The organism is Enterobacter sp. GER_MD16_1505_Eko_090, assembly GCF_003331015.1.
GTDB classification, from domain to species: domain Bacteria; phylum Pseudomonadota; class Gammaproteobacteria; order Enterobacterales; family Enterobacteriaceae; genus Enterobacter; species Enterobacter roggenkampii.
In genome coordinates this window covers 70,751-83,785 of sequence record NZ_PUQF01000010.1, presented here as the reverse complement: position 1 = coordinate 83,785, position 13,035 = coordinate 70,751, and the positions used below count along the sequence as shown (strand labels likewise).

Here is a 13,035-nt window from a genome sequence, read left to right as displayed (position 1 = left end):
CAAATTTAGGCGTTCATCTGGAGCACCAGCCAGTGGTGAATCACGCTGACGATATACTGCTGCTGCTGCGCGGTGAGCTGAACACCGTGAGGAATATTATGCCATTTCGCCAGACAGCCCCGACAACAGGTGGCGGTGGCATGCTGGGCGATAAATACCGGGTGACCGCGCATGGGCGTCTGTTTGCCGTCATTCGCGGGTTGTGCAGGGGCAAGGCGCTTTTCGACAAAATCAGCGGCATGCTGATCAATGGTATCGGGGCCTTTATCCCAGCAATACTGCCGTTCCTTATCGCCTAAGCGGAAGCGCGAGCGAAACGTCGATCGCGCCAGACGGGAAAAAAGGGGATCCAGGTCAGACATCAGTAAACGGAACGTCCCATACGCTGGGTCAGTTTCTCCAGAACCGCGACACCGGCAAGGGAATTTCCCGTTTCATCCAGCTCGGGGCTCCAGACCGCAATCGCCATTTCATGCGGTACAATCGCCACCACTCCGCCGCCCACGCCCGACTTGGCCGGGAGACCAACGCGCCAGGCAAACTCGCCGGCGTTTTGATACATCCCGCTGGTTGCCATCAGCGCGTTGACCTGGCGCGCCTGCAGAGGAGAAACCACCTCCTGGTCGAGGTGCGGCGCATGCCCCTGATGCGCAAGGAACAGGAACGTCTGAGCCAGCTCAACGCAGCTCATTTTCAGGGCGCAGTAGTGGAAATAGTTTTGCAGGACGGTCGCCACGTCGTTATGGAAGTTGCCGAAGGATTTCATCAGCCACGCGATGGCCGCGTTACGGGCAGAGTGTTCGAACTCCGAGCGGGCCACCACCGGATCGTAGGCAATGTCGTCAACCCCCGAGAGCTGGCGTACTATCTCCAGCATTCGTTGACGCGGCGCGCTGAGGCGGCTCTGCAGCATATCGCAGACCACCAGCGCCCCGGCGTTGATAAAGGGATTTCGCGGTTTACCCTGCTCGATTTCAAGCTGAAGCAGCGAGTTAAAAGGCTGGCCGGACGGATCTTTACCCACGCGCTGCCAGATTTCGTCTTCTTCATACTGGCGCATCGCCGCAACCAGACTGAGCACTTTCGAAATGGACTGAATGGAAAAACGTTCTGTTGCATCCCCTGCCTGGAATCGCTGTCCGTCGATGGTGCAGATAGCAATACCCAGCTTATTTCCGCTGACCGAGGCAAGGGCCGGAATATAGTCGGCAACCTTCCCCTTTCCAATTAACGGACGAACCTGCGCCAGAATCTCGTCCAACATCTCATTATGGATGACCGCAGCCACACTTTGCTCCTTGCCCTCAGGCTAAAACGGGCTGCGAGTATAACAGAGGCTTATGTATTGCGTCAGGCGCTAAGACGAAAACGCGAAACGGCCTGCAATAAAAGATCGGATTGCTTTTGCAGCCGCTCAGAGGCCTCCGAGGCGTCAGAGACCAGCAGGTCCGTCTGACGGGAGACCTGGTTCAGCGCCTGAAGCTGACGCGTCATCAGGTGAATACGCTCTCCCTGACTGAGCGTGGCGGTGGAGATCTCATTCAGCAAACTGCTCAAATTGCCCACCAGACCGGTGACCTGCTGCAAATTCTCTTCCATCAGGGTGACGGCACGGGAACCGTCTTCGATACCCTGCAGTGAACGGTTGATCAGCTCCTGGATGGTCTGCGTCGAGTGGCTGCTCTTTCGGGCCAGCAGTCCAACCTCGCGGGCGACGACGGCAAACCCGCGCCCCTGATTTCCGGCATGGGCGGCCTCAATGGCGGCATTCAGCGCCAGGATGTTCGTCTGAAACGCCACGCTGTCGATCATCGCCACGATCCCGCGCATCTCAGACGATCGGTCGACGATCGCCTGCATAGACGCGTTTACGGTCGACATCATCTGGTCGCCGCCCACGGCTGCCTGGCGTGCTTCATCGGCCCGGGAGCTGGCGAGTCTGGCATAGCCGGTATTCCCTTCCACGTGGCTTTCCAGCGCCGCAATATGCGCCGTCACATCCTCAAGCTCTTTCGCCTGGCGTGCCGACTGCTGATACAGCTTCTGGTTACCCTGTGCCAGAGAGTCAATGTTCTCCACCATGGTAGCCGTGGCGTGGCTGACCTGCGTCACCAGCTGCTGCAGGCCGTGCTGCATCGTGGCAATGCTGTCGCTAAGCTGCCCTATCTCCCGGTTGAAGCGCATGACGTTCGGCGGCGTGCCGGAGAGATCCCCTGCTGCCAGCCGGTTGATATGCGCGATGAGCCGACGCAGCGGCGTAATCACCCATCGGGACATACCGAACCAGACGACAGCGGCAATGGCGACTAACAGCAACGGGGCAAACAGGAATAACGTTTGCAGGTCAGAGAGCTGCGCCATGAGGCTCTGACGCCCCTGCATGGCCTGCTTCTCGCTTGCCTGCTGGTAGCGCGCATAGTTGTCGTTAAAATCAGTCTGAAAAGCCTGCGCCGGGACGGCAAAAAAAGCGTCGATGGTATTGGTTTTGACCAGACCTTCCGCCTGCTCGTTGATCGCGCCGTAGAAGAGCTGATAGCTGTTCACCAGGGCGTCGTCTTTCGGTGGATTCAGCGCCAGCCAGGCCTTCCACGCCTGCTGAGACACCGTCAGCGCCTTTTGCGCGTCATCCATCAGGCTGTGCCAGCTTCCGTCGGATCCGGTCTCTTTATCCTGCATAAACCACACCCCGGAGCGGTTAAGGAGATCGCTTGCCGCCAGCAGAGAGACGCGGGCCAGATCCAGCTTGCTCTGCTGCTGCCACGCCAGCAGGTTTTGCTGCTCGTTGCGCTGGGCTTCGTTCAGGGAGGCGTTAAGCAGGAATGACGAGGAGAGCTGCAGCGCGGAGAATAGGCCAATAATGCAAAAGATCCCTGTCAGCAGGCCAAAGTGACGGGGAGTGAGACGCTGCGCAATACGGCGAAAAATTTGCGTTAGGTTCATAATTAGCTTCATTTACAAGGCGTTAGACGCGAGCGAGTCTACGAAATGAAAATGACAGAACCATTGCAGATTAATGACAACGGCCCTCGAGATGAGGGCCGACATCGCGGGATTACACGCGATCCTTCCACACCGTCTGCACGTTGCAGAACTCGTGCAACCCAAAGTGGGAAAGTTCGCGGCCAAAGCCACTTTTCTTCACGCCGCCAAAGGCCACGCGCGCATCGCTGGCGCTAAAGCCGTTGATAAACACCCCGCCGCACTCCAGCTCGCGGGAGAAGGTCTCTGCCAGCGCATCACTGGCGGTAAAGACCGTGGCAGACAGGCCAAAATCGCTGTCGTTGGCAAGCATCAGGGCATGCTCCGCGTCTTTCGCGATAGTAATGGCCGCGACCGGACCAAACAGCTCCTGCCGGAAGGCCGTCATCGCCGGGGTGACGTTCGCCAGCACGGTTGGGGCGTAATAATTCCCCTCACCGCTAATTTTCTCACCGCCCAGCAGCAGCGTTGCACCTTCCGCCAGCGTCGCCTGCACCTGCTGATGGAGTTCATCGCGCAGGTCAAAACGCGCCATCGGGCCAATATAGTTTTCTTCCTGGTCCGGCGCGCCCAGCTTCAGCGCAGCAACCGCGTCGACAAAGCGCTGGGTAAAGGTCTTCGCAATCCCCTCTTCCACAATGAAGCGTTTGGCCGCCGCGCACACCTGCCCGGTATTCTGGTAGCGGCCTGCTACCGCCGCCTTCACGGCAAGATCCAGGTCGGCATCGTTGAGGACGATGAACGGGTCAGAGCCGCCCAGCTCAAGAACACATTTTTTCAGCGCGGCCCCCGCCTGAGCACCAATGGCAGCCCCGGCACGCACGCTGCCGGTGACGGTCACCGCCGCAATACGACGATCGTTAATCGCCTGGCTGACGCCGTCATTGGTGGCGTTTACCCAGCCGAACACGCCTTCAGGAAAACCGGCATCCGCAAAGATCTGCGCGATAAGCTCCGCCGAGCCGAGGACGTTGGGCGCGTGTTTAAGCAGATAGCTGTTACCTGCCAGCAGAATCGGCACCGCGCCGCGCAGCACCTGCCAGAGCGGGAAGTTCCACGGCATGACCGCGAGGATCGGCCCCAGCGGACGGTATTCAATGACCGCATTCTGGTTTTCGACCAGCGTCGGTTCCGCCTGCAGCATCGCCGGGCCGTGCTCGGCGTACCAGTCGCACAGGCCGGCGGATTTCGCCACTTCGGCCCGCGCCTGCTGAATGGGTTTGCCCATTTCACGGGAGATCGTCTGCGCCATCTCTTCAGCGCGATGACGCAGCGCGGCGCCAAGATCGCGCAGCTTTTGCGCCCGGTGGGAGATGCTTTCGCGACGCCACAGGCGATAGCCCGCATCGGACAGAGAAATCGCGCGGTCAACCTGTTCCGACGTCGCCCACGGATACGCGGCGAGGGTTTCACCCGTTGCCGGGTTGACAGAGAAGGCATGTGTTGCAGAGGAATAAGTCATGGTGTTCTCCACGTTTTTCGGTTGATTCATTGTGGCTCACTCTGCTATTTCTTAAAAATGAATAATACTAACCACCTTATTCACGAAACGAGAACATTATGGATTTAACCCAGCTTGAGATGTTTAACGCCGTCGCGCTGACGGGCAGTATCACCCAGGCGGCGCAGAAGGTGCATCGCGTGCCGTCTAACCTGACGACCCGCATTCGCCAGCTGGAAGCCGATCTGGGCGTTGAGCTGTTTATTCGTGAGAACCAGCGTTTGCGTTTATCCCCGGCTGGCCATAACTTTTTGCGCTACAGCAAGCAGATCCTCGCCCTGGTGGATGAAGCGCGCATGGTCGTCGCGGGGGATGAGCCGCAGGGGTTATTTGCCCTCGGCGCGCTGGAAAGTACCGCCGCCGTGCGCATTCCTGAAACGCTGGCACAGTTTAACCAGCGCTATCCGCGCATTCAGTTTGCCCTTTCTACCGGGCCGTCCGGGACGATGATTGATGGCGTACTGGAGGGAACCCTGAGCGCCGCCTTTGTCGACGGGCCACTCTCGCACCCGGAGCTGGAAGGAATGCCGGTCTACCGGGAAGAGATGATGCTGGTCACGCCTGCCGGGCAGGCGGAAATCTCACGCGCCGCGCAGGTGAGCGGCAGCGACGTTTATGCCTTTCGCGCCAACTGCTCTTATCGCCGGCACCTGGAGAGCTGGTTTCACGCTGACCGCGCCACGCCCGGCCGCATTCACGAGATGGAGTCCTATCACGGCATGCTCGCCTGCGTCATTGCGGGCGCGGGCATCGCGCTGATGCCGCGCTCGATGCTGGAGAGTATGCCCGGGCATCATCAGGTTGAAGCCTGGCCGCTGGCAGAAAACTGGCGCTGGCTCACCACCTGGCTGGTGTGGCGACGCGGGGCAATGACCCGCCAGCTGGAGGCCTTTATAGCGCTGCTAAACGAACGTCTTCAACCAGCGCCTTCTCCATAAACAGGCTGAGCGGATCGTCAACGTAAGGGGGAAACGCCGGACGCAAATCGTATCCGCACTGTTCATAAAGACGCACCGCGGCGCGCTGCTTGATGCCCGTCTCCAGCCGTACCGTATGGCAATGACGGCTCAGGGCCTCATCTTCCAGGGCGGCCAATAGCGTCTCCCCAAGGTGCTGCCCACGATGGGCCGGATCGATATAGACCCGCTTCATCTCGCCCGTACCGTCGCCGTTGAGCACGATGGCGCCACAGCCAACGGCCTGAAGCTGCTGGTCGCGAATGACCATCAGGATCAGCGACGTTTCCGGCAGCGCAGCCAGATCGATCAGATGATTGCTTTCGGCGGGATAGAGTTCGCTCTGATAGCGGTCCAGCGCCGCGATCAGGCTGAGAATGTCCGGGTGACGTGCAGATTCAGAGGTAATGGAATACATGGCAGGCTCCTTGCTTTTTTTGTGAGGCTAAATGTCAACATAGCGCAGGCCTGCCGGGGTGCTTCATACAATTAACTTATCGTACCGCTCCGTTAGCGCAAAAAGATTTTCCCTTTCAGATACAGGGTGGCCTGACCGCCAATCAGCACGCGGTCGCCCTTCATTTCGCAGCGCAGATCCCCGCCACGGTGCGCCCCCTGGTGGGCATAAAGTGACGTTTTACCCAGCTTTTCGCTCCAGTATGGGATCAGCATGCTGTGGGCGGATCCGGTAACCGGATCTTCCGGCACCCCTTCCCCCGGGCAGAAGAAGCGGCTGACGAAGTCATATTTTTCGCCCGGTGCCGTCACGCAGACCATTTTATCCAGCGGGATCATTGCCCCAATATCCGGCGTTAACGCTTCCACCTGCTGCTGGCTCTCCAGCACCACCAGGTAATCACGTCCGACGCGCACCTCTTTTGCGTCTGGGATGCCCAGCGCGCTAAACAGCAGCGCAGGTGGGTTCTCGACCACCTCGGTTGACCACGCGGGGAAGTTCAGCGTCAGCCAGTCGCCGCTGCGTTTCACCGTCAGTTCGCCCACGAAGCGCGTGGTGAAGGTAATTTCAGTGTGCGGATAGTCAAGGTATTCGAAAATAACGTGCGATGCGGCAAGCGTAGCATGGCCGCACAGGTTAATTTCATCGAGCGTGGTAAACCAGCGCAGTTCAAACCCACCGTCGGTGCGTACAAAAAAAGCGGTCTCAGACTGGTTATGCTGCTGCGCCATTTTGAGCAGCGCCTCGTCCGGCAGCCACGCTTCCAGAGGACATACCGCTGCCGCGTTGCCGCCAAAGGTTTTGTCGCTGAAGGCATCCACCAGATAAAAATCAATTTCCTGCATTGTCTATTCCTCTCTTGTTATGGGTATTTAGCGCAGAAAAACTGTGCCTTTCAGATAAAGTGAAGCCTGTCCGCTCATCAGCACGCGCGAGCCTTTCAGCTCACAGCGCACGTCGCCGCCGCGCGCGGAAACCTGACGGGCAAGCATGGCTGTTTTCCCCAACTGTTCACCCCAGTACGGGATCAGCATGGTGTGCGCGGAGCCGGTGACCGGGTCTTCCGGAACGGATACCCCGGGGGAGAAAAAGCGGCTGACAAAATCGTATTCCCCCTCCCCCCGTGCCGTCACGCTCACCTTATGCTCGCCCGGCGTCATCGCCGAAAAGCGTGGCGCGAGTGCTTCAACCTGCTGGCGATTGTCCAGCACGATCAGCCAGGCGCGCCCTTTGCGGGCTGCAACGTAATGACGGATACCGAGCGCCGAGAGCATCTCCGGCGGCGGCGTCTCTTCATGGGTTGGACATGCCGGGAAGTCCAGCGTCATCCACTCCCCCTCCCGGCTGACCGTCAGGCGGCCAGAGGCGGTATCAACGTGGATCCGCGAGTCGGGATAATCCAGTTCATTAAACAGAACGTACGCGGCGGCTAGGGTGGCGTGGCCGCAGAGATTGACTTCGGTAAGCGTGGTAAACCAGCGTAGCTCAATGCCTCCTTTAGTGCAGACGAAAAAGGCCGTTTCCGACTGATTATGCTGCTGTGCCATTTTCAGCAAGGTCTCATCGGGTAACCATTCCTTGAGCGGACAAACGGCGGCCGGGTTGCCGCCAAACGTGGTATTGCTGAACGCATCGACCAGATAAAAATCAATCTCCTGCATTGTCTTACCGCCTGTTTTTATTGTGTTGTTCTTTTATATTCAATGAAAACAGCGCTCCCGGCTACCGCTTTCATAAGGTAAATATTGAGATCTGCGTCACATAATGGTTGAGTTTTCGCCATTCAACGTTTTAAGATCGTCTCCTCTTCTTTTCAGCAACGAATCTCCGACATCCCTATGACAACGAACACAGTTTCCCGCAGGGTTGCGTGGCTACGCGTGGTCACGCTGGCCATTGCCGCGTTTATTTTTAACACCACAGAATTTGTGCCGGTTGGGCTGTTGTCTGACATCGCTGACAGTTTCCAGATGGAAACGGCGCAGGTGGGCATTATGTTGACCATTTACGCCTGGGTGGTGGCGCTGATGTCCCTGCCGTTCATGCTGCTGACCAGCCAGATAGAGCGGCGCAGGCTGCTGATCGGTCTGTTTGTCTTGTTCATCGCGAGCCACGTGCTGTCGTTTATGGCGTGGAATTTTACGGTGCTGGTCATCAGCCGCGTCGGTATCGCCTTTGCCCATGCGGTGTTCTGGTCGATCACCGCGTCGCTGGCGATTCGCCTGGCACCGGCGGGTAAACGCGCGCAGGCGCTAAGCCTGATTGCTACCGGTACCGCACTGGCGATGGTGCTGGGCCTGCCGATTGGCCGCATCGTGGGGCAATACTTCGGCTGGCGTACCACCTTCTTCGCCATCGGCATGGGCGCGCTGGTGACGCTGGTGTGTCTGATTAAGCTGCTGCCCGCGCTGCCGAGCGAACATTCCGGCTCGCTGAAAAGCCTGCCGCTGCTGATGCGTCGCCCTGCGCTGCTGAGCATCTACCTGCTGACCGCCATCGTGGTAACGGCCCATTACACGGCGTATAGCTACATTGAACCGTTTGTGCAGGTGGTAGCAGGCTTTAGCGCCAACTTTGCCACCGTCTTACTGCTGATCCTCGGCGGCGCGGGGATTATTGGCAGCGTGCTGTTCGGCAAGCTGGGTAACCGGCATGCCTCCTCGCTGGTGAGCAGCGCTATCGGCCTGCTGCTGGCCTGTCTGCTGTTGCTGATGCCCGCCGCGGGCAGTGAAAGCCATCTGGCGATCCTCAGCCTGTTCTGGGGCGTGGCGATCATGATTATTGGCCTGGGCACGCAGGTGAAGGTGCTGGCCCTGGCGCCGGATGCAACGGACGTCGCCATGTCGCTGTTCTCGGGAATTTTCAATCTGGGGATTGGCGCGGGTGCGCTGGTGGGAAACCAGGTCATCCTGCACGTGTCGATGTCGGCGATTGGCTATCTGGGTGCCATTCCGGCCCTGATGGCGCTGATCTGGTCAGTGCTTATCTTCCGTAAGTGGCCGGTGGCGCTGGAGGAACAGGGGCAGCACGGGTGAGGGTTGTTTGTGCCGGGTGGCGGCTACGCCTTACCCGGCCTACAAGATCAGCAGGTCGGATTGACCCACAGCATGTGCATTAATACTGTCGTTCTTCATCTCCACCCAGATAGATAAATCTTTCAAAGGTTCTTTCAGACTGGCACTGATAGATCTTGATTCTTGTCTCAACAGGCGTGGCAGTAGAAGACGCATCACTGATCTTCCCGCATCTTTTAGCCTTCTCGTTAATCCAGAGATTCTGTTCTTTTTTCATAGAGGCTCTGACAGACTCTGGAAGCGATTTCCAGAGATTATTTAACTGACCATCGTTTTCTGAATAGGCAAATATGGCATTGTTTAATTTGTTATCGAGATCGGCTTTCTCAAGTTCGGATTTATTCATTGCCAGCATAGTCATAGCGGCCAGCGACTGAGAAATATAATCCCTACCAGAATATTCATAGGATGCAGAAATATCTTTGCCATTGTCTGCCAGAGATAATAAATAAACAAACTTCTCCCATTGAACACTATTGTTAAGCACCTTGCCGCCCCCTTGATTTATCCCACCTAACTTCTGAGGATAGGATGCAATAAACCCAAGAATTTCCGTTGGCATGGTGAGGGTCACCTTAGCGGTACAACTGCGGTTTGAATCATTTTTATCAAACGGTGTCGTTGTGACATTTTCCAACTGAATAGTTATTTGCTGTGCTTTTTCCAGGTAAGATTTAAGCGGTTTTCCATAAAATTGCGAAGGCGTTGCCAGATACGTCTCCTGCAATTTACTCATCGCATCATCTCTGATTTTAGATTGCATAGCAGCAATGGCATCCTCACGACCACATTTAAATTCGGGCGCAGAATCGAACAAACCGGCAGTGGCATTAAATGAAAACAGCAACGTACTCAGTACGAGAAAACAGTGTTTTGCACGCATGACAATATCCTTAAGCGAAATGAGTGCAGTACATTACTTTAAGAGCTAACAAGCAACAAGCTTGGTGGTGCTTATTTGACCCAGATTAAATTAAAAAGGTATTTTTTCAGAATTGATTTATATTCATCTAATAAATGTTTTATATGCCGGGTAAGGCGAAGCCGCCACCCGGCAATGAACTTAATGATAGGTCTTAATAATCTCCAGCACGCCGTTAATAATAAACTGCACGCCCATACAGACCAGTAAAAAGCCCATCAGACGGGAAATCGCCTCGATACCGCCCTTGCCTACCCAGCGCATGATGGCGCCGGAGCTGCGCAGCGATGCCCACACGATAATCCCGATAATCGCAAAAATCAGCGGCGGTGCCACCGTCAGCACCCAGTCCGGGAAGGTTGCGCTGTCACGCACCGTCGACGCGGAGCTGATGATCATCGCGATGGTCCCCGGCCCCGCCGTGCTCGGCATGGCAATCGGCACGAAGGCGATATTCGCGCTCGGTTCGGTTTCAAGCTCTTCCGATTTGCTGGTCGCTTCCGGCGACTCATGCGCTTTTTGCGCCGGGAACAGCATGCGGAAACCGATAAAGGCCACGATCAGCCCCCCGGCGATGCGCAGGCCAGGGATGGAAATCCCGAAGGTATTCATCACCAGTTGCCCGGCGTAGTAAGCCACCATCATGATGGCAAACACATACACCGAGGCCATCATCGACTGATGATTGCGCTCGGCGCTGTTCATGTTCCCTGCCAGCCCGAGGAAAAGCGCCACCGTCGTTAACGGGTTAGCCAACGGCAGCAAGACCACCAGCCCGAGGCTGATTGCTTTAATCAAATCCAACATAGTGCGTTGTCGTCCTTATCCATATTTAACACAGCAATTATAGGGGGAAAGTGTGACATTCAGCCATGGGCGCAACGTAACGATTATTTTCCTTCTGAAAAGATAACAGGAAGTTATCCCTATGATTTGAAACACCTTAAAAAAAGTTCATGAAACGTTTTAGCAATTCGTGGCATCGGCTGATTCATTCAGTTGACTTATACTTGCCTGAGCAATAATATCTGCCGTGACTAATTACTTGCCAGGGCAACCATTGTGAAAAGCACCAGTGATATCTTTAACGACGTTGTTCCGCTGGGTCGTCTTATTCATATGGTCAATCAGAAAAAAGATCGCCTGCTCAATGACTATCTGTCACCGCTGGATATCACCGCAACACAGTTCAAAGTGCTGTGTTCCATTCGCTGCGAAGTGTGTATCACGCCGGTTGAGCTGAAAAAGGTGCTCTCTGTCGATCTGGGTGCGTTAACCCGCATGCTCGATCGTCTCGTCTGCAAAGGATGGATAGAACGAAGCCCTAACCCGAATGACAAACGCGGCGTACTGGTGAAGCTGACCAGCGATGGCGCGGCCATGTGCGAGCAATGTCATCAATTAGTAGGACAAACACTGCATCAGGAACTAACAAAAAACTTAACGGCAGATGAAGTGGCAACCCTTGAGCTTTTGCTGAAGAAAATCCTGCCGTAAACAGAAAAAAGAGGTATGACGATGTCCAGACGCAATACTGACGCTATCACCATTCATAGCATTTTGGACTGGATCGAGGATAACCTGGAATCGCCGCTCTCCCTTGAAAAAGTGTCAGAGCGTTCGGGTTACTCCAAATGGCACCTGCAACGGATGTTCAAAAAAGAGACCGGCCATTCATTAGGTCAATATATTCGCAGCCGCAAGCTGACGGAGATTGCCCAGAAACTGAAAGAAAGCAATGAGCCGATCCTTTATCTGGCGGAGCGTTACGGATTTGAATCGCAGCAAACCCTGACGCGTACGTTCAAGAACTATTTTGACGTGCCGCCTCATAAGTACCGAATCACCAGCGTGCCGGGCGAATCCCGATACCTGTATCCGTTAAAACACTGTAGTTAATCATCGCCTGTCACAGACGTAACCGAGGAAATCATGAAAGTTATCGCCTCCGCCGCCCTCGCCTTGCTGGTGCTGTTCTCCAGCCAGACCTTCGCGGAGCAAACCCCTCGTGCAACGCAGCAAAATAATCCTGATACGATGATTTTGCCGTCCGCACATGACCAGTCGCCCTATGATTTCAACCATATGGGTGCTGGTAGCGACAAATCCGACGAATTAGGCGTGCCTTATTATAATCAGCACGGCTTCTGATTCGTTTTTGCCCCGCAGACGCGGGGCTTTTTTATGCCTTTTCGCTTACCCGCGTCGTCCGACGAACCCGCAGACCAAACACGTTAATGTACAGCCCGGCCATGATCAGCACGGCACCGAACAGCTGCAGCGCGCTTAGCGTTTCATCCAGCAATATCGCCGCACTGGCAAGCCCTACCACCGGCACCAGCAGAGATAACGGCGCAACGCGCCAGGTCTCATAACGCCCCAGCAGCGATCCCCAGATCCCGTAGCCCACAATGGTGGCGACAAAGGCCAGATAGACGAGAGACAGGATCGTGGTCATATCGATGTCGACCAGACTGTTCAGCATCACCGCCGGACCGTCCAGAATACTCGACGCCAGCAGAAACGGGATAACCGGGATCAGTGCGCTCCACACCACCAGCGACATCACCGCCGGGCGCGCCTCGTGCTGCATGATCAGCTTGTTGAAGATATTCCCGCAGGCCCAGCTCAGCCCCGCCGCCAGCGTCAGCATAAACCCGAGCAGCGCCACGTGCTGACCATTCAGGCTGGCCTCGATCAGCACCAGCACGCCAAACACCGCCAGCGTGATCCCCGCCAGCTGTTTGCCCTGCAGGCGCTCGCCAAACACAAACGCCCCGAGAATAATGGTAAAGAACGCCTGCGCCTGTAACACCAGCGAGGCCAGACCGGCCGGCATACCGAACTTGATGGCGCAAAAGAGAAACGCGAACTGGCCAAAGCTGATGGTCAGACCGTAGCCCAGCAGCAGTTTAAAGGGGATCTTTGGACGCGCCACAAAGAAGATGGCCGGGAAAGCGACCAGCATAAAACGTAAGCCGGCCAGCATCAGCGGCGGCATGTTGTGCAGCCCCAGCTTAATGACCACAAAATTGAGCCCCCATACTACGACCACCAGCAGTGCCAGCAGCCCGTCTTTCCGCGTCATATCCCGCCCCTGAATTATTAATAATTTGTTAACACTTCAAGGTAACAGAAAAAAGTGC

General features: G+C 56.1%; 15 protein-coding genes. 5 read left to right on the top strand and 10 right to left on the bottom strand.

The window, feature by feature from the left end:
* Positions 1-5 precede the first annotated feature (5 nt).
* The 4 genes from C6A40_RS12990 to sad all read right to left on the bottom strand — a co-directional run bounded on the left by C6A40_RS12990 (position 6) and on the right by sad (position 4,441).
* A complete protein-coding gene (locus C6A40_RS12990) occupies positions 6-362 on the bottom strand; it encodes a DUF4186 domain-containing protein (protein WP_021242499.1) in 357 nt (118 codons plus the stop codon).
* Positions 362-1,288: a glutaminase B gene (gene glsB, locus C6A40_RS12985; protein ID WP_008503201.1), complete on the bottom strand. Its 927-nt coding sequence runs from the start codon at positions 1,286-1,288 to the stop codon at positions 362-364. The genes C6A40_RS12990 and glsB overlap by 1 nt, the downstream gene beginning before the upstream one ends.
* A gap of 62 nt (positions 1,289-1,350) precedes the next feature.
* Positions 1,351-2,940 carry a methyl-accepting chemotaxis protein gene (locus tag C6A40_RS12980; protein ID WP_025911134.1) on the bottom strand — a complete coding sequence of 530 codons (1,590 nt, stop codon included), beginning with the start codon at positions 2,938-2,940 and terminating at the stop codon, positions 1,351-1,353.
* Between the two features lie 112 nt (positions 2,941-3,052).
* Positions 3,053-4,441, bottom strand: coding sequence for a succinate-semialdehyde dehydrogenase (sad, locus tag C6A40_RS12975; protein WP_045336171.1), 1,389 nt, complete (start codon positions 4,439-4,441; stop codon positions 3,053-3,055).
* 98 nt (positions 4,442-4,539) lie between these two features.
* Here sad and ptrR point away from each other — a divergent pair, with 98 nt between their 5' ends.
* Positions 4,540-5,418: a putrescine utilization regulator PtrR gene (gene ptrR, locus C6A40_RS12970; RefSeq protein ID WP_032651796.1), complete on the top strand. Its 879-nt coding sequence runs from the start codon at positions 4,540-4,542 to the stop codon at positions 5,416-5,418.
* On the opposite strand, the gene C6A40_RS12965 is transcribed toward ptrR, so the two are convergent.
* The 3 genes from C6A40_RS12965 to C6A40_RS12955 form a co-directional block, all read right to left on the bottom strand.
* Entirely contained in the window at positions 5,372-5,854 is a 483-nt protein-coding gene (locus C6A40_RS12965) for a GNAT family N-acetyltransferase (protein WP_023292427.1), read from the bottom strand. The genes ptrR and C6A40_RS12965 overlap by 47 nt on opposite strands.
* 92 nt (positions 5,855-5,946) lie before the next feature.
* Complete coding sequence (locus C6A40_RS12960; RefSeq protein ID WP_039025071.1) at positions 5,947-6,738, bottom strand: PhzF family phenazine biosynthesis protein; 792 nt, start codon at positions 6,736-6,738, stop codon at positions 5,947-5,949.
* A gap of 27 nt (positions 6,739-6,765) precedes the next feature.
* Positions 6,766-7,554: a PhzF family phenazine biosynthesis protein gene (locus tag C6A40_RS12955; RefSeq protein ID WP_045335787.1), complete on the bottom strand. Its 789-nt coding sequence runs from the start codon at positions 7,552-7,554 to the stop codon at positions 6,766-6,768.
* 177 nt (positions 7,555-7,731) lie between these two features.
* Between C6A40_RS12955 and C6A40_RS12950 the strand changes: the two genes are divergently transcribed.
* Complete coding sequence (locus C6A40_RS12950) at positions 7,732-8,928, top strand: sugar transporter (RefSeq protein WP_045335788.1); 1,197 nt, start codon at positions 7,732-7,734, stop codon at positions 8,926-8,928.
* Positions 8,929-9,007: 79 nt separating this feature from the next.
* On the opposite strand, the gene C6A40_RS12945 is transcribed toward C6A40_RS12950, so the two are convergent.
* Together C6A40_RS12945 and C6A40_RS12940 are read right to left on the bottom strand one after the other, a co-directional pair.
* Positions 9,008-9,850 (bottom strand): lysozyme inhibitor LprI family protein, encoded by an 843-nt coding sequence (locus C6A40_RS12945; protein WP_008503532.1) that lies wholly within the window; start codon positions 9,848-9,850, stop codon positions 9,008-9,010.
* A 180-nt stretch (positions 9,851-10,030) separates the two neighbouring features.
* Positions 10,031-10,696: a MarC family NAAT transporter gene (locus C6A40_RS12940; RefSeq protein ID WP_008502235.1), complete on the bottom strand. Its 666-nt coding sequence runs from the start codon at positions 10,694-10,696 to the stop codon at positions 10,031-10,033.
* 255 nt (positions 10,697-10,951) lie between these two features.
* Here C6A40_RS12940 and marR point away from each other — a divergent pair, with 255 nt between their 5' ends.
* The 3 genes from marR to marB are packed head-to-tail and all read left to right on the top strand — an operon-like array spanning position 10,952 to position 12,040.
* Positions 10,952-11,386 carry a multiple antibiotic resistance transcriptional regulator MarR gene (gene marR, locus C6A40_RS12935; protein ID WP_008502236.1) on the top strand — a complete coding sequence of 145 codons (435 nt, stop codon included), beginning with the start codon at positions 10,952-10,954 and terminating at the stop codon, positions 11,384-11,386.
* Positions 11,387-11,407: 21 nt separating this feature from the next.
* Complete coding sequence (gene marA / locus C6A40_RS12930; RefSeq protein ID WP_008502237.1) at positions 11,408-11,788, top strand: MDR efflux pump AcrAB transcriptional activator MarA; 381 nt, start codon at positions 11,408-11,410, stop codon at positions 11,786-11,788.
* 33 nt (positions 11,789-11,821) lie between these two features.
* Positions 11,822-12,040: a multiple antibiotic resistance protein MarB gene (marB, locus tag C6A40_RS12925; RefSeq protein WP_008502238.1), complete on the top strand. Its 219-nt coding sequence runs from the start codon at positions 11,822-11,824 to the stop codon at positions 12,038-12,040.
* Between the two features lie 31 nt (positions 12,041-12,071).
* Here marB and eamA read toward each other — a convergent pair whose 3' ends face one another.
* Positions 12,072-12,977 carry an O-acetylserine/cysteine exporter gene (eamA, locus tag C6A40_RS12920; RefSeq protein ID WP_023327461.1) on the bottom strand — a complete coding sequence of 302 codons (906 nt, stop codon included), beginning with the start codon at positions 12,975-12,977 and terminating at the stop codon, positions 12,072-12,074.
* Positions 12,978-13,035: the final 58 nt, after the last annotated feature.

Excerpts from the sequence above, each read along its gene's own strand:
- marA (WP_008502237.1), top strand. The coding sequence starts at position 11,408 with ATGTCCAGACGCAATACTGACGCTATCACCATTCATAGCATTTTGGAC.
- marB (WP_008502238.1), top strand. The coding sequence starts at position 11,822 with ATGAAAGTTATCGCCTCCGCCGCCCTCGCCTTGCTGGTGCTGTTCTCC.
- C6A40_RS12990 (WP_021242499.1), bottom strand. The coding sequence starts at position 362 with ATGTCTGACCTGGATCCCCTTTTTTCCCGTCTGGCGCGATCGACGTTT.
- sad (WP_045336171.1), bottom strand. The coding sequence starts at position 4,441 with ATGACTTATTCCTCTGCAACACATGCCTTCTCTGTCAACCCGGCAACG.
- C6A40_RS12950 (WP_045335788.1), top strand. The coding sequence starts at position 7,732 with ATGACAACGAACACAGTTTCCCGCAGGGTTGCGTGGCTACGCGTGGTC.
- C6A40_RS12945 (WP_008503532.1), bottom strand. The coding sequence starts at position 9,850 with ATGCGTGCAAAACACTGTTTTCTCGTACTGAGTACGTTGCTGTTTTCA.
- C6A40_RS12980 (WP_025911134.1), bottom strand. The coding sequence starts at position 2,940 with ATGAACCTAACGCAAATTTTTCGCCGTATTGCGCAGCGTCTCACTCCC.
- C6A40_RS12940 (WP_008502235.1), bottom strand. The coding sequence starts at position 10,696 with ATGTTGGATTTGATTAAAGCAATCAGCCTCGGGCTGGTGGTCTTGCTG.
- C6A40_RS12960 (WP_039025071.1), bottom strand. The coding sequence starts at position 6,738 with ATGCAGGAAATTGATTTTTATCTGGTGGATGCCTTCAGCGACAAAACC.
- eamA (WP_023327461.1), bottom strand. The coding sequence starts at position 12,977 with ATGACGCGGAAAGACGGGCTGCTGGCACTGCTGGTGGTCGTAGTATGG.
- C6A40_RS12965 (WP_023292427.1), bottom strand. The coding sequence starts at position 5,854 with ATGTATTCCATTACCTCTGAATCTGCACGTCACCCGGACATTCTCAGC.
- ptrR (WP_032651796.1), top strand. The coding sequence starts at position 4,540 with ATGGATTTAACCCAGCTTGAGATGTTTAACGCCGTCGCGCTGACGGGC.
- C6A40_RS12955 (WP_045335787.1), bottom strand. The coding sequence starts at position 7,554 with ATGCAGGAGATTGATTTTTATCTGGTCGATGCGTTCAGCAATACCACG.